This is a genomic window from Enterobacter sp. NFIX59, from assembly GCF_900113755.1.
In the GTDB taxonomy this organism is placed as follows: domain Bacteria; phylum Pseudomonadota; class Gammaproteobacteria; order Enterobacterales; family Enterobacteriaceae; genus Enterobacter; species Enterobacter pseudoroggenkampii.
In genome coordinates this window covers 699,309-720,306 of sequence record NZ_FOQN01000001.1, presented here as the reverse complement: position 1 = coordinate 720,306, position 20,998 = coordinate 699,309, and the positions used below count along the sequence as shown (strand labels likewise).

The 20,998-nt window shown below is 55.3% G+C and carries 24 protein-coding genes and 1 pseudogene; 13 read left to right on the top strand and 12 right to left on the bottom strand.

Features of this window, described 5'->3' with window-relative positions; genetic code table 11:
• Positions 1–101: 101 nt before the first annotated feature.
• Positions 102–830 carry a MerR family transcriptional regulator gene (locus BM007_RS03435; protein WP_032650989.1) on the top strand — a complete coding sequence of 243 codons (729 nt, stop codon included), beginning with the start codon at positions 102–104 and terminating at the stop codon, positions 828–830.
• A 184-nt stretch (positions 831–1,014) separates the two neighbouring features.
• Here the strand turns inward: BM007_RS03435 and BM007_RS03430 are convergent, their stop codons facing one another.
• The 3 genes and pseudogenes from BM007_RS03430 to BM007_RS23340 form a co-directional block, all read right to left on the bottom strand.
• Positions 1,015–1,506: an Hcp family type VI secretion system effector gene (locus BM007_RS03430; protein ID WP_048991558.1), complete on the bottom strand. Its 492-nt coding sequence runs from the start codon at positions 1,504–1,506 to the stop codon at positions 1,015–1,017.
• Positions 1,507–1,518: 12 nt separating this feature from the next.
• Positions 1,519–1,776, bottom strand: coding sequence for a hypothetical protein (locus BM007_RS22930; protein WP_075201550.1), 258 nt, complete (start codon positions 1,774–1,776; stop codon positions 1,519–1,521).
• Positions 1,748–1,867: pseudogene (locus tag BM007_RS23340) on the bottom strand (DUF2778 domain-containing protein); the annotation flags it as partial. The gene BM007_RS22930 and the pseudogene BM007_RS23340, both read right to left, overlap by 29 nt.
• Before the next feature lie 488 nt (positions 1,868–2,355).
• Here BM007_RS23340 and sufA point away from each other — a divergent pair.
• The 7 genes from sufA (at position 2,356) to BM007_RS03395 (ending at position 8,984) form a co-directional block, all read left to right on the top strand.
• Positions 2,356–2,724, top strand: a complete 369-nt coding sequence (gene sufA / locus BM007_RS03425) for a Fe-S cluster assembly scaffold SufA (RefSeq protein ID WP_008500631.1) — start codon at positions 2,356–2,358, stop codon at positions 2,722–2,724.
• 8 nt (positions 2,725–2,732) lie between these two features.
• Positions 2,733–4,223, top strand: coding sequence for a Fe-S cluster assembly protein SufB (gene sufB, locus BM007_RS03420; RefSeq protein ID WP_024909392.1), 1,491 nt, complete (start codon positions 2,733–2,735; stop codon positions 4,221–4,223).
• A gap of 9 nt (positions 4,224–4,232) precedes the next feature.
• Entirely contained in the window at positions 4,233–4,979 is a 747-nt protein-coding gene (gene sufC / locus BM007_RS03415; protein ID WP_014831592.1) for a Fe-S cluster assembly ATPase SufC, read from the top strand.
• Positions 4,954–6,225, top strand: a complete 1,272-nt coding sequence (gene sufD, locus BM007_RS03410) for a Fe-S cluster assembly protein SufD (RefSeq protein WP_090417266.1) — start codon at positions 4,954–4,956, stop codon at positions 6,223–6,225. The genes sufC and sufD overlap by 26 nt, the downstream gene beginning before the upstream one ends.
• Positions 6,222–7,442 carry a cysteine desulfurase SufS gene (gene sufS, locus BM007_RS03405; RefSeq protein ID WP_090417264.1) on the top strand — a complete coding sequence of 407 codons (1,221 nt, stop codon included), beginning with the start codon at positions 6,222–6,224 and terminating at the stop codon, positions 7,440–7,442. The genes sufD and sufS overlap by 4 nt, the downstream gene beginning before the upstream one ends.
• Positions 7,443–7,456: 14 nt before the next feature.
• A complete protein-coding gene (gene sufE / locus BM007_RS03400) occupies positions 7,457–7,873 on the top strand; it encodes a cysteine desulfuration protein SufE (protein WP_048991554.1) in 417 nt (138 codons plus the stop codon).
• Positions 7,874–7,970: 97 nt separating this feature from the next.
• Positions 7,971–8,984: a L,D-transpeptidase LdtE gene (locus BM007_RS03395; RefSeq protein WP_090417262.1), complete on the top strand. Its 1,014-nt coding sequence runs from the start codon at positions 7,971–7,973 to the stop codon at positions 8,982–8,984.
• A gap of 60 nt (positions 8,985–9,044) precedes the next feature.
• On the opposite strand, the gene lpp is transcribed toward BM007_RS03395, so the two are convergent.
• The 4 genes from lpp to BM007_RS03375 all read right to left on the bottom strand — a co-directional run bounded on the left by lpp (position 9,045) and on the right by BM007_RS03375 (position 13,917).
• Positions 9,045–9,281 carry a murein lipoprotein Lpp gene (gene lpp, locus BM007_RS03390; RefSeq protein ID WP_001082307.1) on the bottom strand — a complete coding sequence of 79 codons (237 nt, stop codon included), beginning with the start codon at positions 9,279–9,281 and terminating at the stop codon, positions 9,045–9,047.
• Positions 9,282–9,590: 309 nt separating this feature from the next.
• Entirely contained in the window at positions 9,591–11,012 is a 1,422-nt protein-coding gene (pykF, locus tag BM007_RS03385; protein WP_024909386.1) for a pyruvate kinase PykF, read from the bottom strand.
• A 377-nt stretch (positions 11,013–11,389) separates the two neighbouring features.
• The gene (locus BM007_RS03380; RefSeq protein WP_024909385.1) at positions 11,390–12,535 is read right to left on the bottom strand and encodes a trans-sulfuration enzyme family protein; all 1,146 of its coding nucleotides are present in this window, start codon (positions 12,533–12,535) and stop codon (positions 11,390–11,392) included.
• Between the two features lie 11 nt (positions 12,536–12,546).
• Positions 12,547–13,917 (bottom strand): pyridoxal-phosphate dependent enzyme, encoded by a 1,371-nt coding sequence (locus BM007_RS03375; protein WP_032651000.1) that lies wholly within the window; start codon positions 13,915–13,917, stop codon positions 12,547–12,549.
• 400 nt (positions 13,918–14,317) lie between these two features.
• On the opposite strand from BM007_RS03375, the gene BM007_RS03370 reads away from it, so the two are divergent.
• The 4 genes from BM007_RS03370 (at position 14,318) to fumD (ending at position 17,157) form a co-directional block, all read left to right on the top strand.
• Positions 14,318–15,340: a methionine ABC transporter ATP-binding protein gene (locus tag BM007_RS03370; RefSeq protein ID WP_024909383.1), complete on the top strand. Its 1,023-nt coding sequence runs from the start codon at positions 14,318–14,320 to the stop codon at positions 15,338–15,340.
• A complete protein-coding gene (locus BM007_RS03365) occupies positions 15,333–16,001 on the top strand; it encodes a methionine ABC transporter permease (protein ID WP_024909382.1) in 669 nt (222 codons plus the stop codon). Before BM007_RS03370 ends, BM007_RS03365 begins: the two co-directional genes overlap by 8 nt.
• 23 nt (positions 16,002–16,024) lie before the next feature.
• Complete coding sequence (locus BM007_RS03360) at positions 16,025–16,837, top strand: MetQ/NlpA family ABC transporter substrate-binding protein (protein WP_008500616.1); 813 nt, start codon at positions 16,025–16,027, stop codon at positions 16,835–16,837.
• 110 nt (positions 16,838–16,947) lie between these two features.
• On the top strand, positions 16,948–17,157 hold the full coding sequence (fumD, locus tag BM007_RS03355; RefSeq protein ID WP_008500615.1) for a fumarate hydratase FumD: 210 nt from the start codon (positions 16,948–16,950) through the stop codon (positions 17,155–17,157).
• Here fumD and BM007_RS03350 read toward each other — a convergent pair.
• From BM007_RS03350 to BM007_RS03335, 4 genes are read right to left on the bottom strand one after another with little or no spacing between them, the layout of a single operon-like run.
• Complete coding sequence (locus BM007_RS03350; protein WP_024909381.1) at positions 17,138–17,824, bottom strand: amino acid ABC transporter permease; 687 nt, start codon at positions 17,822–17,824, stop codon at positions 17,138–17,140. The two genes, fumD and BM007_RS03350, sit on opposite strands and share 20 nt — an antisense overlap.
• Positions 17,808–18,584 carry an amino acid ABC transporter permease gene (locus BM007_RS03345; protein WP_032651006.1) on the bottom strand — a complete coding sequence of 259 codons (777 nt, stop codon included), beginning with the start codon at positions 18,582–18,584 and terminating at the stop codon, positions 17,808–17,810. The genes BM007_RS03350 and BM007_RS03345 overlap by 17 nt, the downstream gene beginning before the upstream one ends.
• Entirely contained in the window at positions 18,584–19,399 is an 816-nt protein-coding gene (locus BM007_RS03340; protein WP_090417260.1) for an amino acid ABC transporter ATP-binding protein, read from the bottom strand. The genes BM007_RS03345 and BM007_RS03340 overlap by 1 nt, the downstream gene beginning before the upstream one ends.
• Positions 19,400–19,401: 2 nt before the next feature.
• Positions 19,402–20,232: an ABC transporter substrate-binding protein gene (locus BM007_RS03335; RefSeq protein ID WP_175557792.1), complete on the bottom strand. Its 831-nt coding sequence runs from the start codon at positions 20,230–20,232 to the stop codon at positions 19,402–19,404.
• A gap of 245 nt (positions 20,233–20,477) precedes the next feature.
• Here BM007_RS03335 and BM007_RS23190 point away from each other — a divergent pair, with 245 nt between their 5' ends.
• On the top strand, positions 20,478–20,645 hold the full coding sequence (locus BM007_RS23190) for a hypothetical protein (RefSeq protein WP_014831607.1): 168 nt from the start codon (positions 20,478–20,480) through the stop codon (positions 20,643–20,645).
• 92 nt (positions 20,646–20,737) lie between these two features.
• On the opposite strand, the gene BM007_RS03330 is transcribed toward BM007_RS23190, so the two are convergent.
• On the bottom strand, positions 20,738–20,878 hold the full coding sequence (locus BM007_RS03330; RefSeq protein WP_003857665.1) for a hypothetical protein: 141 nt from the start codon (positions 20,876–20,878) through the stop codon (positions 20,738–20,740).
• Positions 20,879–20,998 lie beyond the last annotated feature (120 nt).

Genomic DNA, 20,998 nt, shown 5'->3' with positions numbered 1-20,998 from the left:
CGTTCGCCCGTTCAAAATGCGGTCTTAGTTATACAAATGATGTGTACAATCTGATAAGGTTGGTGCAGTTAGGTATGGAAGTTCTGAGCGTGAGGGAGTTAATGGCCTATTACAGTATCGGCGAAGTGGCCGAACGATGCGGTATCAACCCCGTTACGCTGCGTGCCTGGCAGCGCCGTTATGGATTATTGAAGCCGCAGCGCAGCGAAGGGGGCCATCGTCAGTTTGACGATGAAGATATCCTGCGCATTGAAGAGATCAAACGCCTGATGAAAAGCGGCGTTTCGGTCGGAAAAGTTAAAGCCTTGCTGGAAAACAAGGAAGTGCTGACGCAGGGCAACTGGGTCTCGTTCCAGGAAGAGATGATGACCGTTCTGCGCTACGCCAGTCCTGCAAAGCTGCGGGCCAAAATAGGTGAATTCCGCCGCGATCACGCGATGGATGCGCTGATTGACAATATTATCTCTCCCGTCCGTCAGCGTATGAACCAGGATCAAAATACCGTGCGTCACATGGCGAGCCTGTTTGACGGCGTACTGATCGAATTTGCGATTGCAAGCTTGGCGGAGTCCCGCAAAAAAGCCGGCAAAGACGCGCTCCTGATTGGCTGGGAATGTGATGACCGCACCCACCTGTGGCTGGAAGCCGCGCGCCTGTCGCAAAAGGGCTGGCACATTGACGTGCTGGCAGAGCCCATTGACTCGCCGCGTCCTGAACTCTTCCCGGGGCAAAAAATCTTTGTCTGGACCGGGAAATCCCCAACGCCTCGCCAGCAGGAACAGCTTGACCACTGGCGTGAGCAGGGGTTTGCTGTCTCATTTCATCACTGAGTGTAAGAGGCCTTAAGGGCCTTTTTTTGTCTTTGTCACTTTCCTTGCAAAAAGCTATCTTAAGAATAGGCATTATTCCTGCGGATGAGATTTACCCGGTTAATTTTAAACGACATCTGCTTTTTTCTGGGGGCTTTGCTGTCGGCAACTTGTTCAATAGGGGACGGTGTCCCCTTATTAATACTCAGCGAGTATGGCGCTCATTCCATGCATCTGAAAATTGAATATTACCGTCAAGAATTCTCCAGGTGATTTTTTCATATTGAATGCTGACACTTTCTATGTGATTCATTTTATCGTTCCCCGCCAGCTTAATATTCGGAACGCTACAGTGGACGCCAGTTAATTTCACATTCTCCATAAGAACGGTGTAGTAGCAAACCTCCTGACCTGCATCATTGATGTGATAAAATCTTATTTCTGCGCTTTTCAACGTCTGCCCAGTTGCTGCAGCCTTGTAAAGATATGGCGTAGAGCTATCAACTTCTTTCTCGATCATCATGGATGAGTGCTGGCGGGTGCCGGTGATTTTGCCGTTTGCGCTGTCAACGGGTAAATTTATACCGTGGCTCAGACCGATAATTTCAATACTACCTTCACGATCTTGTACATCAACAGATCCTTTGATATCTGCACCGCCATCGTCTTTAAGCCACATATAGGGAGGTATAGGCATTTTATTGTCTCCTTAATTTTTGATTAACTTCATTGTTAAAATATAGAGAGGGGTAGCGATAATTAGCATTGTAAGCCAGTCAATAAGTGAATAGGCATCATACATTGATTCTGCATTTTCATTTCCGGCGATAATGATTGCTGTTGTTCTGGCTACATCATAGTTAATATATAACTCTGGGCCTGGTAGCATATGACCAAGAGCGAGTAATAAAATGAGAAAGTAAATAATTTTACTTGCCCTACGAGCAAGGTTTTTTAATGTAGCCACCCGCTACTACCTCCACCCAGCCTCGCGCCATGAGTGACCGCATGCATGGAACCTGAATAAGCGATGTATTCATTAGCGCGTTATGAATCATCATCCCCTGTAACGCCATATGCCACCTTACTTCCTTTGCAAGAGTGTGGTTAATGCTACAGTGATTAATAATGTGTTCCAGAGTGTGCGTATGATTTTCAGAAAAAGACTCGCATCAACAGGTTGTCTACTGCTGAGGAGCGCTTGCTGGCCGGGCACCTGAAGCCCTGGCCTTCTTTTAGTGCGCCAAATCGCATCTGTTAGACTGAGTTCACGACAATCAAAGAGGCTATCTCAAAAATAGGCATTTCCGATGCATATTTTACTTTTCTCCTCTCCGTCAAAAATGACACAACGAAATGCATTATTAATCAATGCATTGAACAATTAAATCCATCCTGCCTGCATCCTGCCACAGGGTCTATGCTTAATAAAAGTAGGCAAAAAGGGCGGTTTAACCGAATGCCCCTGCTGACAGAGGGTTGAAGTGATAATCGTTATCACTAACATGGTGTTATGCCCTGATGGCTTATCAGATGAGGTGGACCTATGGAACTGCATTCAGAAACCTTTAATCCAGCCGATTTTGCCTGGCGCGGGTTAACGCTCACGCCAGCGGCGGCGGCACATATTCACGAGCTGGTGGCGAAAAAGCCCGAGATCCTCGGCGTGCGTTTGGGTGTCAAACAGACCGGCTGCGCGGGTTTTGGCTACGTGCTCGATACCGTCACCGAACCCGAGAAAGATGACCTGGTATTCGAGACCGACGGCGCGAAACTGTACGTCGCGCTGCAGGCCATGCCGTTTATTGACGGCACCGAAGTGGACTACGTCCGCGAAGGCTTAAACCAGTTATTCAAATTTCATAACCCGAAAGCCCAGAACGAATGCGGCTGCGGCGAAAGCTTTGGGGTATAGGCGGAACTATGTCTCGTAATACTGAAGCAACGAGTGAAGTAAATACCTGGAGCGGTGGGCACCTCAACTATAAAGAGGGGTTCTTCACCCAGCTGCAGACCGATGAGCTGGCAAAAGGCATCAATGAAGATGTCGTGCGGGCGATCTCGGCGAAACGTAACGAGCCGGAGTGGATGCTGGAGTTTCGCCTGAGCGCCTTCCGTGCCTGGCTGGAAATGGAAGAACCGCACTGGCTGAAAGCGCATTATGACAAGCTGAACTATCAGGATTACAGCTACTACTCTGCGCCCTCCTGCGGCAGCTGTGACGACACCTGCGCTTCGCAGCCCGGCGCGGTGCAGCAAACCGGCGCGGAGAACAGCTTCCTCAGCAAAGAGGTGGAAGAAGCCTTTAATCAGCTGGGCGTGCCGGTGCGCGAAGGGAAAGAGGTGGCGGTAGACGCCATTTTCGACTCCGTCTCGGTGGCGACCACCTACCGCGAGAAGCTGGCAGAGCAGGGGATCATTTTCTGCTCCTTCGGCGAAGCGATTCACGATCATCCGGAACTGGTGAAAAAGTACATCGGGACCGTGGTGCCCTCTAACGACAACTTCTTTGCGGCGCTCAATGCGGCGGTAGCCTCGGACGGCACCTTTATCTACGTGCCGAAAGGCGTGCGCTGTCCGATGGAGCTTTCCACCTATTTCCGCATCAATGCCGAAAAGACCGGTCAGTTCGAACGCACGATTCTGGTCGCAGATGAAGGCAGCTACGTCAGCTATATAGAAGGGTGTTCCGCCCCGGTTCGCGACAGCTACCAGCTGCACGCGGCGGTGGTGGAGGTCATCATCCACAAAGATGCCGAGGTGAAATACTCCACGGTGCAAAACTGGTTCCCGGGCGACGGCAATACCGGCGGTATCCTGAACTTCGTCACCAAGCGTGCGCTGTGCGAAGGGGAAAATAGCAAGATGTCCTGGACCCAGTCAGAAACCGGCTCGGCCATCACCTGGAAATACCCAAGCTGCATTCTGCGCGGGGATAACTCCATCGGCGAGTTTTACTCGGTGGCGCTCACCAGCGGCCATCAGCAGGCCGATACCGGCACCAAGATGATCCACATTGGTAAAAACACCAAATCGACCATTATCTCGAAAGGCATCTCCGCCGGTCACAGCCAGAACAGCTATCGCGGGCTGGTGAAAATCATGCCGACGGCCACCAATGCGCGAAACTTCACCCAGTGTGACTCGATGCTGATTGGCGCAGATTGCGGGGCGCATACCTTCCCGTACGTCGAATGCCGTAATAACACGGCCCAGCTTGAACACGAGGCGACCACGTCGCGGATAGGAGAAGATCAGCTCTTCTACTGCCTGCAGCGCGGGATCAGCGAAGAAGACGCCATCTCGATGATCGTTAACGGCTTCTGTAAGGATGTGTTCTCTGAACTGCCGCTGGAATTTGCCGTTGAAGCCCAGAAACTCCTCGCCATTAGTCTTGAACACAGCGTCGGTTAAGGAAAGCACATGTTAAGCATTAAAGATTTACAGGTCAGCGTAGAAGACAAAGCCATCCTGCGTGGCCTCAATTTTGACGTCAAGCCGGGGGAAGTCCACGCCATCATGGGGCCGAACGGTTCCGGGAAAAGTACGCTTTCTGCGACGCTGGCGGGGCGCGAAGATTATGAGGTGACCCACGGCTCGGTCGAGTTTAACGGCAAAGATCTGCTGGAGATGTCGCCGGAAGACCGTGCGGGCGAGGGCATCTTTATGGCCTTCCAGTACCCGGTCGAAATTCCGGGCGTCAGCAACCAGTTCTTCCTGCAGACGGCGCTGAATGCGGTGCGTAAGTATCGCGGGCTGGAGGCGCTGGACCGCTTCGACTTCCAGGATCTGATGGAAGAGAAGATTAAGCTGCTGAAAATGCCGGAAGATCTGCTGACCCGCTCGGTGAACGTTGGTTTTTCCGGCGGTGAGAAAAAGCGTAACGATATTCTGCAGATGGCGGTTCTGGAACCCGAGCTGTGCATTCTGGATGAGACCGACTCCGGTCTGGACATCGATGCCCTGAAGATTGTCGCTGACGGAGTGAACTCCCTGCGCGACGGCAAGCGCTCGTTTATTATCGTCACCCACTACCAGCGCATTCTGGACTACATCAAGCCGGATTACGTCCACGTGCTTTACCAGGGACGTATTGTGAAATCCGGTGATTTCACGCTGGTTAAACAACTGGAGGAGCAGGGTTATGGCTGGCTTACCGAACAGCAGTAATGCGCTCCAGCAGTGGCACCGGCTGTTTGAAGCCCAGGGGGGCACGCGCTCCGAGCAGGCGCAGCAGCATCTCCAGCAAATGCTGCGTCTCGGGTTGCCGACGCGTAAGCACGAGAACTGGAAATACACCCCGCTTGAGGGTCTGCTGAACGCCGAGTTTGTGACTCGTCTGGCGGATCTCACCCCAGTACAGCGCGACGCGCTGGCCTTGCGTGTCGATGCCCTGCGCCTGGTGTTCGTCGACGGTCAGTTCCGTCCGGAACTGAGCGACACGGTTCAGGAGAGCGGCTTTGAGATTGAGATAAACGACGATCGCCAGCGCCTGAGCGCCCCGGTTCAGCCTGAGGTCTTCCTGCACCTGACCGAGAGTCTGGCCCGCAGCGTGACGCACATCCGCGTGAAGCGTAACCAGCGTCCGGCAAAACCGCTGCTGCTGATGCACATCACTCAGGGGCTGAACGGCGATGAAATCAATACCGCGCACTATCGCCACCATCTGGAGCTGGCGGAGGGGGCGGAGGCCACGGTCATCGAACATTACGTCAGCCTCAATGAGACGCGTCACTTTACCGGATCGCGTCTGACGATGAATGTTGCCGCGAATGCGCAGCTTCATCATGTCAAGCTGGCGTTTGAGAATGCGCAGAGCCACCACTTTGCCCATAACGACATTGTCCTTGGCCAGGATGCCGCGGCGTACAGCCACAGCTTCCTGCTCGGCGGGGCGGTGCTGCGCCACAACACCAGCACGCAGCTTAACGGTGAAAACACCACGCTGCGCATCAACAGCCTGGCGATGCCGGTTAAATCGGAAGTGTGCGACACGCGCACCTGGCTGGAGCACAACAAAGGCTACTGCAACAGCCGCCAGCTGCACAAAACCATCGTCAGTGATAAAGGCCGCGCGGTGTTTAACGGACTGATTAACGTGGCGCAGCACGCCATTAAAACCGACGGGCAGATGACCAACAATAATCTGCTGTTAGGCCGCCTTGCGGAAGTGGACACTAAACCGCAGCTGGAGATCTACGCCGACGACGTCAAATGCAGCCACGGTGCGACGGTCGGGCGAATCGACGACGAGCAGATGTTCTACCTGCGCTCGCGCGGCATCGACCAGCAGGCGGCGCAGAAAATGATTATCTACGCGTTTGCCGCCGAACTGACGGAAGCGCTGCACGATGGTCAGTTAAAACTGCAGGTGCTGGATCGGATCGGTCAGCGCCTGCCTGGAGGCGAAGCATGAGTTTTCCCGTCGAGAAAGTACGGGCAGATTTCCCGGTTCTGACCCGTGAAGTAAACGGTCTGCCGCTGGCCTATCTGGACAGCGCGGCCAGCGCACAGAAGCCGAATCAGGTGGTGGATGCGGAAGCCGAGTTTTATCGCCACGGCTATGCCGCCGTGCATCGCGGTATTCATACCCTGAGCGCCGAGGCGACCCAGCGAATGGAAAACGTGCGTACGCAGCTGGCCGCCTTCCTTAACGCCCGCTCGCCGGAAGAACTGGTCTTCGTGCGCGGAACCACCGAAGGGATTAACCTTGTCGCTAACAGCTGGGGCAACGCTCAGGTTCACGCGGGGGATAACATCATCATCACCCAGATGGAGCACCACGCCAATATCGTGCCGTGGCAGATGCTCTGCGAGCGCGTGGGTGCGCAACTGCGGGTGATCCCGTTAAATGCCGACGGGACGCTGCAGCTCGAGCAGCTAGACGCATTGCTTGACGATAAAACGCGGCTGGTGGCGGTCACCCAGGTCTCCAACGTGCTGGGGACGGAAAACCCGGTGGCAGATATCGTCGAAAAGGCCCATCAGGCAGGTGCAAAGGTGCTGATTGACGGTGCCCAGGCGGTGATGCATCACGCGATTGACGTCCAGGCGCTGGACTGCGATTTCTACGTCTTTTCAGGCCACAAGCTCTACGGGCCGACCGGGATTGGCGTGCTGTATGTGAAAGAAGAGATCCTGCAGGCGATGCCGCCGTGGGAAGGGGGCGGGTCGATGATCGCCACCGTCAGCCTGACGGAAGGCACCACCTATGCGCGCGCGCCGTGGCGTTTTGAGGCGGGCACGCCCAACACCGGTGGGATTATCGGTTTAGGAGCGGCGATTTCTTATGTCTCCTCAATCGGCCTTGATAGCATTCAGGAGTACGAACAGCTGCTGATGCACTATGCGCTTGAGGAGCTTGCCGGCGTGCCGGATCTGACCCTCTACGGGCCTGCCGACCGGCAAGGGGTGATCGCGTTCAATCTCGGGAAACATCACGCCTATGACGTGGGCAGTTTCCTCGATAACTACGGCGTGGCGGTCCGTACCGGGCACCACTGCGCCATGCCGCTGATGGCGTTTTACCAGGTGCCGGCAATGTGCCGCGCGTCGCTGGTGATGTACAACACAACGGAAGAGGTCGACAGGCTGGTGGCGGGGCTTAAGCGCATTCATCAGCTGCTGGGCTAACGGAGAGGCGAAAGATGGCAGAACTGCCGGACAAAGATAAACTGCTGCGTAACTTCTCGCGTTGCGCAAACTGGGAAGAGAAGTATCTCTATATCATTGAGTTGGGACAGCGCTTGCCGCCGCTCAGCGAAGAGGCGCATACCCCGGAGAACAGTATTCAGGGCTGTCAGAGCCAGGTGTGGATTGTGATGGCGCAGTCGGATGACGGCACTGTCGAACTGCACGGCGACAGCGATGCGGCCATTGTAAAAGGGCTTATTGCGGTCGTCTTTATTCTTTATCACCGGATGTCGGCGCAGGATATTGTCGCGTTTGATGTCCGCCCGTGGTTTGAAAAAATGGCCCTGACCCAACACCTCACCCCGTCTCGTTCCCAGGGACTGGAAGCGATGATTCGCGCCATCCGCGCCAAAGCTGCAATCCTTAGCTAGACTTACAGAACAGCATTCATTCTGTTTCGCGAGGTGGTTCCCGCCTCGCTGGTTTTTCAGCTTTCTGGCGTTCTGTCAGTGAATAAGGAATCTCAGCATGAAGCGCGCGTCTCTAATAACTCTATTACTCCTCAGTTCGCTCGGCGCCCTTAATTCGGCCCGCGCGATGGACTATCCGTTGCCGCCCGCAGGCAGTCGTCTGATTGGGCAAAATCAAACCTACACGATACAGGAAGGGGATAATAAGCTGCAGACCATCGCCCGTCGGTTTAATACGGCGGCACAGGTGATCCTGGAAACGAACAATACCATTGCGCCGGTAAACCCTGCGCCGGGAACCGTGATTACCATCCCGTCGCAGATGCTGCTGCCGGACACGCCGCGCGAGGGCATTGTGGTGAACCTCGCAGAGCTTCGGCTCTACTACTTCCCGCCGGGAGAAAACATCGTTCAGGTCTTCCCGCTCGGCATCGGACAGCTGGGGCTGGAAACGCCGGTCACGACCACGCGCGTGAGCCAGAAAATCCCTAATCCTACCTGGACACCTACGCCGGGCATCAGAGCACGCTCTCTGGAGCAGGGAATTAAATTACCTCCGGTGGTACCTGCCGGGCCCAATAACCCCCTGGGACGCTTCGCACTGCGTTTAGGCGTGGGCAATGGGGAATATCTCATCCACGGCACCAGCGCACCGGACAGCGTCGGCCTGCGGGTCAGCTCCGGCTGTATGCGGATGAATGCCCCGGACATCAAAGCCCTGTTCGAACAGGTGCGGGTGGGCACGCGGGTACAGATTATCAATGAACCCGTTAAGTTCTCTGTGGAGCCGGATGGTAAACGCTATATTGAAGTCCACCGCCCGCTGGCGCAGGCTGAGGGAGAAAACCCGCAGGTCTCGCCCATTACCCATTCCGCAGACTTTGCCACCTTTGTTTCTCAGGCGGGAAGCGACAAGGCGCTGATTGATAAAGCCCTGTCACGCCGTGCCGGGATCCCGGTTATCGTGTCGTCAGGCAGCGGCCCGTCAGCCAGCAATAGCGTGTTGTCGGTGCAGAACAGTCGGATGTCCGCAGCGGTAGCGGAAGATGAAGGGGAGAAGGTGACGCAGTAGTGGTTTGACGCAGGCAAAAAAAATGGCGCACAATGTGCGCCATTTTATTAACAGGTACTATTACTTACGGTATTTAGTAGCCTGGTTGTCCAGACGCTGGTTAGCGCGAGCTGCGTCGTCTTTAGCAGCCTGAACGTCGGAACGCATTGCGTTCACGTCGTTGCTCAGCTGGTCAACTTTAGCGTTCAGAGTCTGAACGTCAGAAGACAGCTGATCGATTTTAGCGTTGCTGGAGCAACCAGCCAGCAGAGTAGAACCCAGGATTACCGCGCCCAGTACCAGTTTAGTACGATTCATTATTAATACCCTCTAGATTGAGTTAATCTCCATGTAGCGTTACAAGTATTACACAAAGTTTTTTGGGTTGAGAATATTTTTTTGATGGGAATACACCTATTTTTGATCGTTCGCTCAAAGAAGCATCGAATCAGCCCTTTTCGGGCAAAAATCTAAGTAAAAAAAGGCATTTATCATCGGATTCATCTTAGATAATTCGCAATTAAATAGAAAAACCCGATTTGCAATTTGAATGACTTTGGCTAATGCGAGGAATAAAAAAAGCGCCCGGCGGGCGCTTTTTATCAAAATTAATTCGTTCGGAAATTATTACAGCACGTGAACAGATGCGGTATTGGTGGTGCCGCTTGGTACCAGCGCACCAGAAACCATGACCACAACGTCACCTTTCTGTGCCAGACCACGATCCACCAGCTCCAGCGCCACTTCTTTACCCAGACGGTAGAAATCATCCGTAGACGCGATCTCTTTCACCAGGTGAGGGATCACGCCTTTGCTCAGCACCAGCTGACGGGCAGTGGTTTCGTTGGTGGTCAGTGCCAGGATAGTCGCATCCGGGAAGTATTTACGCACCGCGCGAGCAGATTTACCGCCCTGGGTGGCAACCACGATCAGTGGTGCTTCCAGTTTCTCAGCCGTCTCTACAGCACCGCGGCATACTGCTTCGGTGATGCGCAGTTTGCGGCTGTCGTTGTTGTAGTCCAGACGGCTTTTCATAACGCGGTCGGTACGTTCGCAGATGGTGGCCATGATGGACACCGCTTCCAGCGGATATTTACCTTTCGCGGATTCGCCGGACAGCATAACGGCATCAGTACCGTCGAGGATGGCGTTTGCCACGTCGCCTGCTTCAGCGCGGGTTGGGCGTGGGTTTTTGATCATGGAGTCCAGCATCTGCGTTGCGGTGATAACCACTTTACGCGCGCGCACGCATTTCTCGATCATCATCTTCTGCGCGAAGATCACTTCTTCGACCGGGATTTCTACGCCCAGGTCGCCACGTGCAACCATGATGCCGTCAGACGCTTCGAGGATTTCGTCGAAGTTGTTCAGGCCTTCCTGGTTTTCAATTTTGGAGATGATCTGGATCTTCTCGCCGCCGTGGGCTTTCAGGTGCTCACGAATTTCAACCACGTCGGAGCGCTTACGGATGAAGGAGGCAGCAACGAAGTCAACGCCTTGCTCGCAACCGAAGATCAGGTCCTGTTTGTCTTTTTCAGCCAGGGCTGGCAGCGCGATGGAAACGCCCGGCAGGTTAACGCCTTTGTTTTCGCCCAGGTCGCCGTTGTTCAGCACTTTACAGATAACCTTGTTACCTTCGATCGCGGTGACTTCCATACCGATCAGACCATCGTCTACCAGCACGGTGTTACCGACGGACAGATCGCTGGTGAAACCTTCGTAGGTCACTGCAACGATTTCGCTGTTGCCGACAACAGTTTTGTCGGTGGTGAAGGTGAAGGTCTGGCCCGCTTTCAGAGAGACGTCGTTACCGCCTTCCAGTTTGATGGTACGGATTTCTGGACCTTTGGTATCCAGCAGGATCGCGGCTTTTTTACCGGTCTTGCTCATTACGTTGCGCAAGTTCTGGATACGCTGACCGTGTTCTGCGTAATCGCCGTGGGAGAAGTTCAGACGCATCACGTTCATGCCGGCGTCCAGCATTTTGGTCAGCATCTCTTCAGATTCGGTTTTCGGGCCGATAGTACAAACAATTTTCGTCTTTTTCATGACAGTCTTAGTCTTTAAGTTGGGAAGGATATGGAAATCTCGCTCCGGGGGCGCACCGCCGCGGAGTCAAACCTGTGTTGCAAAAGAGTATATGACACGCACTAAGGATAGGAGACATCAAATGAGCGTGCAGAAGAAAGTGTGCCTGAGTGACAGCCCAACGAAGGAGTGGAGAAGTTGTACGTTGTTTTTTGTATTCCAAGCGCTGAAACCATTCACCAGGGATTTGGCGCGCATTATACGCTGATTTTAAGATAAAAGGAAAATGGAAACGGTGTTTCAGAAATAATCTGTGCTGTTTCTCATAATATTGTTATCAAGGCGTTAAGCCATGATGACAACTTGTGGCGGCAGGTGATAGACCTGCCGCCATTTGCTTATTTCTGCAGCGCCTGGCTGAGGTCGGCAATCAGGTCTTTGGGATCTTCAATCCCGACTGACAGACGGATCAGCTGCGGCACAATGCCGTTTGCCAGGCGTTGCTCCAGCGGAATCGAGGCGTGCGTCATGCTGTAAGGCTGACTCACCAGACTTTCCACGCCGCCCAGGCTCTCCGCGAGGGTGAACAGCTTCAGGTTGCGTATCACCTCGGTGGCGCGTTGCGCATCGCCTTTGACCACGACAGAAATCATCCCGCCGGGCAGGGCCATCTGCGTACGGGCAAGCTGATATTGCGGATGTGATTCCAGGCCGGGATAGAACACCTTTTCGACCAGAGGATGCTGATCGAGCCATTGCGCAATCGCCAGCGCGTTGGTGCTGTGCTTTTCGACCCTCAACGCAAGCGTGCGAATACCGCGCAGCGTCAGGAAGCTGCTGAACGGATCCAGTACGCCGCCCACCGCGTTTTGCAGATAGCCCAGCTTATCCGCCAGTTCCTTGTTGTCCCCGACAATCGCCAGCCCGGCCACCACGTCAGAATGGCCGTTCAGGTATTTGGTGGCGGAGTGCACCACAATGTCGAAACCCGACTCCAGCGGACGATGGATCACCGGCGACGCGAAGGTGTTATCCGCCACGCTGATGACGTTATGACGACGGGCGATTGCCGCGATGGCCGCCAGATCCGCCAGCTTCAGCAGCGGGTTGGTTGGCGTCTCGACCCACACCATGCGGGTATCCGGGCGAATGGCGGCCTCAAGCCCGGCTAAGTCGTCCGGTTTAACCCAGCTGACCTGCAGGCCGGTGCTGCGCTTGCGCACGTTCTCGATCAGACGGTATGTGCCGCCGTATACATCATCAATAGCGACGATGTGGCTGTCTTTATCCAGCAGTTCGAGCACCGTGGAGATGGCCGCCAGACCGGAGGCAAAGGCGTAGCCGCGCGTGCCGCCTTCCAGTTCGGCAATCGCCGTTTCCAGCGCATGGCGGGTAGGGTTGCCGCTGCGGGAGTACTCATATCCGGTATGCTCCCCGGGCGCGGGTTGCGCAAAAGTCGAGGTGGCGTAAATCGGCGGCATGACGGCGCCGTGCTGGTCGTTAAACTCGCCGCTGTGGACGCTGAGGGTGGCCAGATTTTTCATCATTAATTCCTTTATTGCTGAAGACGGTTGCGCCAGGCGGTCAGAACGTCGCTGCGCGTAATCAGACCGAGAAAACGGTCGTTGTCATTAATCACGGCCACCAGACCGCGGTCGAAGATGGCGTTCAGGGCGCTTTCCGGGGCGTGTTTATCCAGGAACTCCACCTGACGCGTCATGGCTGCCGTCACCGGAAGCGCGAAGCGATCGCCGTCGCCGCCGATGTGCCGCAGGAGATCCCACTCGTCGATAATGCCCACCACCTTGCCGTTCTCCAGCACCGGCAACTGGGAGATGTCATACAGGCGCATCCGTGCCAGGACGGTGGAGAGCGTGTCGTCCGGGGCGGCGGTGACGGTGGCGCCTTCATCGTGGCGCAGGGCAATGTAGTCAGAGAGATCGCCGGCCTGGGGGCGCGTGATGAGTCCCTGCTGTCGCATCCAGTCGTCGTTGAACATCTTCGAGAGATATTTATTGCCGCTGTCACAGGCGAAGGTCACCACGCGCTTCGGCGCGGTCTGCGCCTGGCAATACTTCAGCGCGGCCGCCAGCAGCGTGCCGCTGGAGGAGCCCGCCAGAATGCCTTCCGTTTTCAGCAGCTCGCGCGCGGTGGTAAACGCTTCCCGGTCGGTGATACGCCAGGCGCGATTCACCCCTTCAATGTGGGCCAGCGGCGGAATAAAGTCTTCGCCAATACCCTCAACCAGCCAGGAGCCCGCATCGTGGTAGCGTCCGGTCTCCACCTGGTCGGCCAGAACGGAACCGGCCGGATCAGCCAGGACAAACTCCGTGTGCGGAGAGTGCTCGGCGAACCACGCCTGGAGGCCGCCCAGGGTACCGCCTGAGCCGACGCCCACCACGATGGCGTCGATCCTGCCGTCAAGCTGCTCATACAGTTCCGGCGCCGTGGTGGTGCGGTGCGCCAGCGGGTTGGCTTCGTTATTGAACTGGTCGATGTAAAACGCGCCGGGCAGTTCGTTCGCCAGACGCTGGGCGTAATCCTGGTAATAGGCAGGATGGCCCTTGTTGACGTCGGAGCGGGTCAGCACCACCTGGGCACCCAGCGCTCGCAGGTGGAAAATCTTCTCGCGGCTCATTTTGTCCGGCACCACCAGGATCAGCGAGTAGCCTTTCTGGGCGGCGATCAGGGCCAGACCGAGGCCGGTATTGCCCGCCGTGGCCTCAATAATCGTGCCGCCCGGCTGCAGCTGCCCGGTGCGTTCCGCTTCGTTAATCATCGACAGCGCAACGCGATCCTTAATCGAACCGCCCGGATTCTGGTTCTCCAGCTTCAGGAACAGCGAGCAGGGACCGGTATCAAGCTTATGCAGCTGGATCAGCGGGGTACGACCAATCAGTTCAGTGACGGAGTGATAAATCGTCATGATGTTTTCCTTTCTGGATGTCATGACGGGATGATAGGGCGGTGAAATTTTCTCAATAAAGAACCATTCACTGCTCTTTAGATCAGAAAGGAATATAAATGCCGTTTTTGGAAGTCAGGACAGCAAGACGTAAAGTTGTCTGGATGTGAGGATGGCTATATTGGCATGAAATGCTGAAAAAATGACCGTTTTTCGCAGGCATTCGCCAGCAGATATGCATCCGGCAGATAATCATTGCTGAAATTGGTCTAAATGCATCCCACCCGGTAAATCCGCTGTTTATTTACGAAAGTTATAACAAATTCTTTTTTGTTCATTTAAAAGCTGATAACGCCTGTTTACTATCGTTTGGACATCCATACTGCTAAACCGCCATGAGCGGCACGGATAACGAATAATAATGATTGTACTGAGCAATATTTCGAAGGTTTTTGACAACGGAAAGGTGGCACTCACAGCCGTTGATAACGTCAATTTGACGATAGCACAGGGACAGATATACGGGATTATCGGTTACAGCGGGGCAGGTAAAAGCACGCTGATTCGTCTGCTCAACGGCCTGGAAAAACCCAGCGCCGGTAGCGTCACCATTAATGGACAGGACATTTCGGCGGCAAAAGGTGAAGCGCTGCGTCAGGCGCGCCTGAAAATCAGCATGGTGTTTCAGCACTTCAACCTGCTGTGGTCGCGCACGGTCAGCGAGAATATTGCGTTCTCGATGCAGATTGCCGGCGTGCCGAAAGCAAAAATCACCGCCCGCGTCGCCGAGCTGGTGGAGCTGGTCGGCCTGAAAGGTCGCGAGCATGCCTACCCGTCTCAGCTCAGTGGCGGCCAGAAACAGCGCGTCGGCATCGCCCGTGCGCTGGCTAACAACCCTGACGTGCTGCTCTGCGATGAAGCCACGTCCGCGCTTGACCCGCAGACCACCGATCAGATCCTCGATCTGCTGCTCGATATTAACCGCCGGTTCAAATTGACCATCGTGCTGATCACGCACGAGATGCATGTGGTGCGCAAAATCTGCGACCGCGTGGCGGTGATGGAGAACGGTAAAGTCGTTGAAGAGGGCGACGTGCTGAGCGTCTTTACCCATCCGCAGCAGCCGATTACGCAGCAGTTTGTCCGTCAGGTGAGCCAGTATGCTGAAGAAGAAACGTTCAATACAGAACTGGCAAACGATCTGGAAGGTACGGTCATCAGACTGACCTTTACCGGGCACAGCACGCATAAGCCGATCGTGGGTGAACTGACCCTGCGCTATGGCCTGCCGTTTAATATCCTGCACGGGAAAATGACGCAAACCGCCCACGGCGTGTTTGGCCAGCTCTGGGTACATGTAGTGGCATCCGATGAACAACTGAACAATATCCTCGCCGACCTGAAGCACAGCGATATTGAAGGCGAGGTGATTAAACATGGCTGAGGATCTCTTTCCGCATCTCAAGTGGGACCAGCTCTGGGCGGCGACGCTGGAGACGCTGTACATGACCGCGCTGTCCGGCGTGGCGACTTTTGTACTGGGTATCGTGCTGGGTCTGGCGCTGTTTTTAACCGCACGCGGCGGGCTGTTCCACAACCGGACGGTCTACAGCGTCATTTCGATTGTGGTGAACGTGTTCCGCTCGATTCCGTTCATCATTCTGATTGTCCTGCTGATCCCGTTCACCAAGACCGTCGTCGGCACCATCCTTGGCGCCAACGCGGCGCTGCCGGCGCTGATTGTGGGTGCCGCACCGTTCTACGCACGCCTGGTGGAGATCGCCCTGCGTGAAGTGGATAAAGGCGTCATAGAAGCAACGCGCTCGATGGGCGCACGACTGAGCACGTTAGTGTTTCGGGTTTTACTGCCGGAATCATCACCTGCACTGGTATCAGGTATTACGGTGACGCTCATTGCGCTGGTGAGCTACAGCGCAATGGCGGGGGTGATTGGCGCCGGTGGTTTGGGAAATCTGGCTTATCTGGAAGGATTCCAGCGCAACCATGGTGACGTCACGCTGGTGGCAACGGTGACCATTTTAATCATCGTTTTCATTATCCAGTTCTGCGGCGATGTCATTACTTCACTGTTAGATAAACGCTAATAAATACACACAGGAACCACATCATGAAAAAGACACTGACACTGATCGCTGCCGCAACCCTGAGCGCCCTGAGCTTCGCTTCCTGGGCTGACACCCTGACCGTGGGCGCATCCAACACGCCGCACGCCGAAATTCTGGAGCAGGCAAAGCCGATTCTGGCGAAGCAGGGGATCGACCTGGAGATTAAACCGTTCCAGGACTACATTCTGCCGAACACCGCGCTGGCGGGTCATGACATCGACGCGAACTATTTCCAGCACATTCCTTACCTGAACAGCGTGCTGAAAGATCATGCGGGCGATAAAGACTACGATTTTGTCAGTGCGGGCGCGATCCACATTGAGCCAATCGGCATCTACTCCAAAAAATACAAGTCGCTGAAAGACCTGCCGGAAGGCGGCAAAATCATCATGCGTGACGCGGTTTCTGAAGAGGGGCGTATTCTCTCTATCTTCGAAAAAGAGGGCGTGATCAAGCTGAAGCCGGGCATCGATAAAGTGACCGCGCGCATCAGCGATATCGTCGAGAACCCGAAAAAGCTGAAGTTCACGCCTAACGTTGAAGCGTCTCTGCTGCCGCAGATGTACAACAACAACGAAGGCGACGCGGTGGTGATTAACGCCAACTATGCGATTGACGCGGGTCTGGATCCGGTTCACGACCCGATTGCGGTTGAGAGCGGTGAAAACAACCCGTATGCCAACATCATCACCGTGCATCGCGGTGACGAGAAGAAGAAAGACATCGTCGCGCTGGTGAACGTGCTGCACTCAAAAGAGATTCAGGACTGGATCCGCACCAAGTACAAAGGCGCGGTCATTCCAGTAAATAACTAATTTACTGATTTTACAGATGAAGCCCGGCGAGTTTCTCGCCGGGCTTCTTTTTTGTATCCGGCTGGAGAATCATTTAAGCTCAACGTTTAACAGGCAATGGAGTGATGACGATGGGTAACGTGACCAAAGATGAAGCGCTGTACCAGGAGATGTGCCGGGTGGTCGGGAAGGTGGTGCTTGAGATGCGTGATTTAGGGCAGGAGCCAAAGCATATTGTCATTGCCGGAGTCCTGCGTACCGCGCTGGCGAACCAGCGCGTGAAACGCAGTGAATTGACAACCGAAGCGATGGAAACGGTGGTTAAAGCGCTGGCCGGGTAAAGCGCCAGCGCTTCGCAAGCTGCTCGAGCGAGCAGCAGAGCAGGTAGTAGACCACGCCCGTAAAGATAAAAATGGCCGCCGGGTAGATTTGCACCCGGTTGTTGACCTGTCCCGCCACCGTGGTCAGTTCCGGGACGTTCACGATAAACGCCAACGACGTATCCTTCAGCAGGCTGATAAAAATCCCCACCAGCGACGGCAGAATGTTCCTCAGCGCCTGTGGCAGCAGCACGCGCCACAGGGTTTGCTGCGTGCTGAATCCCTGTGACAGTGCAGCTTCGTACTGCCCGGACGGTAGCGCATTAAGTCCGGCCAGTACCGAGTGCATTACGGTAGCCGCCGTAAACCAGGCCAGCGCCAGCGTGACGGTCAGCGCCCCCGGCAGATCGCCCCCGGTAATGAGCGGCAGGAGATACCACATCCAGAAAATTACGAAGATGAGCGGGATACCGCGAATCAGCTCTGCCCACAAAAAGAGGGTCTTGCGCACGAGCCCGGTAAAGCGCCAGGCCAGACACGCGAGCACTATCCCACCGGGCAGAGCAATGACGGCGGCCCCAATCGCCATCATCAACGAGAGCAATACGCCCCCCGGTTCACCCGTTGCCGCGCGTCCCCACAGCAGATAATCGAGGTTATCGGTGATGACATTAAGTCCGGCAATCATGTTTTTCACTCCCTGAGGTGGCGACGTTTGGGCGTTTACGTTTCGCTTCAGGTCCAATGCGAACCAGCACCATCCCCATGACCAGGCCGGTCAGCAGATAGAGTGCGGTTCCGAAGGTAAATGCTTCCAGCGCGTGCGCGTTATAGCTCTCAATCTGCCTGACCTGATAGGTCAGCTCGGCGAAGCCAATCCCGCTGGCGAGCGAGGAGAGCTTCATCAGATTAAGGTACTGGCCAACGACCGGCTGCCAGGCGTTGGCCAGCCCCTGCGGCAGCAGGATGTAGCGAAACAGGCGCCACGCGGAGAATCCCTGAGCGAGCGCCGCCTCCCGCTGTCCGGCAGGTACGGAACGTAAGCCCGACTCCACCTCTTCAATTAAAAACGCCGAGGTAAAGACACCCAACCCCCAGGCAGAACATAAAAATTCGGGCGTAAACCACCAGACGTCGCCGGGCAGAATTGACCAGCTGTGATCCGCGTTCACCGCGTCGCGGAACGCCTGCGGTAGACCGTTCCAGGCGGCAAAATACCAGAACAGCAGCTGCACCAGCAGCGGCGTATTGCGAAACAGCGACACCCAGCTGCTAACGACCGCGTTCCCGAGGCGTCCGCCGGAAAGGCGCAGAAGCATAAAGAGCAATGCGAGCAGGCTGGCCAGCATCATCCCGGCAAGCGTTACCCACAGGGTGGTGAGGAATCCGGAGAGTATCCACTGCAGAGGCTGTCCGGTCAGTACCCCCTGCCAGTCGAGCGCGGGCATTACAGATGCTCCTGATGCAGCGGGTTGAGCACCTTTTGCAGGAACCGCTGCGCGCGCGGATGCGAGGGCCGACTGAAAAATTGCGCCGGCGGCGCAATTTCCAGAATTTGCCCCCCGTCGATAAAGACGACTCTGTCGGCAATCTCCCGGGCGAACTGCATCTCATGGGTTACGACAATCATCGTGATCCCGCTGTGGGCGAGGGCTTTCATCACAAACAGCACTTCACCAATCATCTCCGGATCCAGCGCCGAGGTGGGCTCATCGAACAGGATGATTTGTGGTGAAGAGGCCAGGGCACGGGCAATCGCGACGCGCTGCTGCTGCCCGCCGGAAAGCTCTGCCGGGAAATGGTGGGCTTTTTCCAGCATCCCGACCTTCTCCAGCAGGGCCAGCGCGCGCGCCTGGGCAGGCTGTGGATTCCAGCCGTGAACGTGCTCCAGTGCCAGGGTGATGTTCTGGCTGGCGGTGAGATGGGCGTAAAGATTGAATTGCTGGAACACAAACCCCACGCGGCTACGCAGCTGACGCAGCCCGGTACCGGAGAGCTTTCCGGTAGGCTTGTTATCGATCAGAATCTCCCCGCCGCTCAGGGTTTCAAGCTGGTTGATGAGACGAATCAGGGTGGATTTACCGGAACCCGACGGGCCGAGGATGGCGACCACTTCACCGGGGGTGATGGTGAGATTAATGTCGTTTAAAACCTGATGGTCACCGTAGCGTTTGTCCACATGACGAAACTCGACGCTGGCCTGTTCCAGATGTGAAAAATCCGCGGCACCGGCCGCGGAGTGTGAAAATAAACCTGAGAGCATAATTATCTGGCTTCTATTTTAAAGGCGCGAGGCTGCGGGGCAGGCGTGTTTGGGCCAAACCAGACATCGTAGATTTTTGCTGCCTGACCGTTCTTCTCGAGATTAACCAGCTCGTCGTTAACGGCCTTCAGCAGCGCCGTTTCACCTTTCCTCACCCCCACGCCAATCTCTTCTTTACTGAGCAGATCGGGCAGGATTTTGAAGTTCGCTTTATCCGGCGCCTGCGCCAGCAGACCGGCCAGAATGGTGCTGTCCTGGGTAATGGCCTGGACGTTACCATTGCGCAGTGCGGTCAACGCCAGGGGAATGTCGTCATAAGAGAGGACGCGGGACTGCGGGAAACGCTGGTGCAGCGCCTGCTCGCCCGTCGTGCCTTTGACCGCGCCAATGCGCGCCCGGCTATAGTCATCGAGCTTGTCCGGTGATTTCACCGGAACGAGGAACTGCTGGCCGGTGACGAAGTAAGGCGTCGAGAAATCAATCACCTGCGCGCGTTCCGGGGTGATGGTGATATCTGCCACGATCAGGTCTGCTTTCCCGGACTGCAGCAGCGGAATACGGTTGGCCGGATTGGTGGCAACCAGTTCAAGCTTCACGCCGAGCGATTTTGCCAGCGCTTTGGCGAAGTCCACGTCGTAACCCACGATCTCGTGCGTTTTGGCATCAATCGAGCCAAACGGCGGGTTGGCGTCAAACGTGGCCACTTTCACCACCCCTGCGGCCTTAATATCCGCCAGCTGATCGGCCTGTGCCTGCGCTGAAAGCAGGCTCCCCGCCGCCAGTAATCCCAGAACCAGTGTCCGTTTGGTAAACCCTTTCATGTTTGCTGCCATAGTCATACGCCATCCCGTTGTTTTTGTTTTACCCCGCTACGCTCCCATAAGCGAAAGCTATCGCCAAATAAGAAATCGTTCTTTGCTTTGAGCAAAAAAGCATTAGTGAACAAGGTGTTAATGAAGCGTGAAAAGAACGGGAGGCTATTTGCAAATCCTGCACATGGACAGTGGATTTTGGTATTTCACCCGCGCGGCATTTGAGTGCTTAACTGAGGTCAGACACGGCGAGAGAGGGTAAGGCGATGAAAAAGTGGATCAGCACGTTACGGCGGTTTTTTGCGACCCGACCAGTGAATGCGGAGAACAGCGCGCAACGTGTTCTTGAGTCAATACTGCCTGTCGCCAGCCTGTATGGCGTAGACGTTGCCAACATTGACCCGGAGTGGTTCCATGATAAAACGTCACGCTGAACTGCGCCGCACGCGCGAAACGTACTGGAACGAGGTGTGCGTGACGTTTAACGAGTGAAATAAAAAAGCACCGGTTTCCCGGTGCTTTTTTATTAGATCTTGCAGGCGTCGCCGCAGTCGTCGTCGGCGACAATCGCCTGCGCTTTTTTATCCGCGTCGTCCAGACGTTCCGCATTACGCTCTTCTGCTTCATCCAGACCGTTAAAGACTAAATTATCGAGATCAATTTCCATGTTGCACCTGCTCTGTTCAGTTTTCGATACTGGCACAGTATAGGGCAAAAAAAGCCAGCAATGTACCTCGCAGCACATAAGGATAATCCCTGCCATACTCAGTGCTTTATCGCTGAGGAG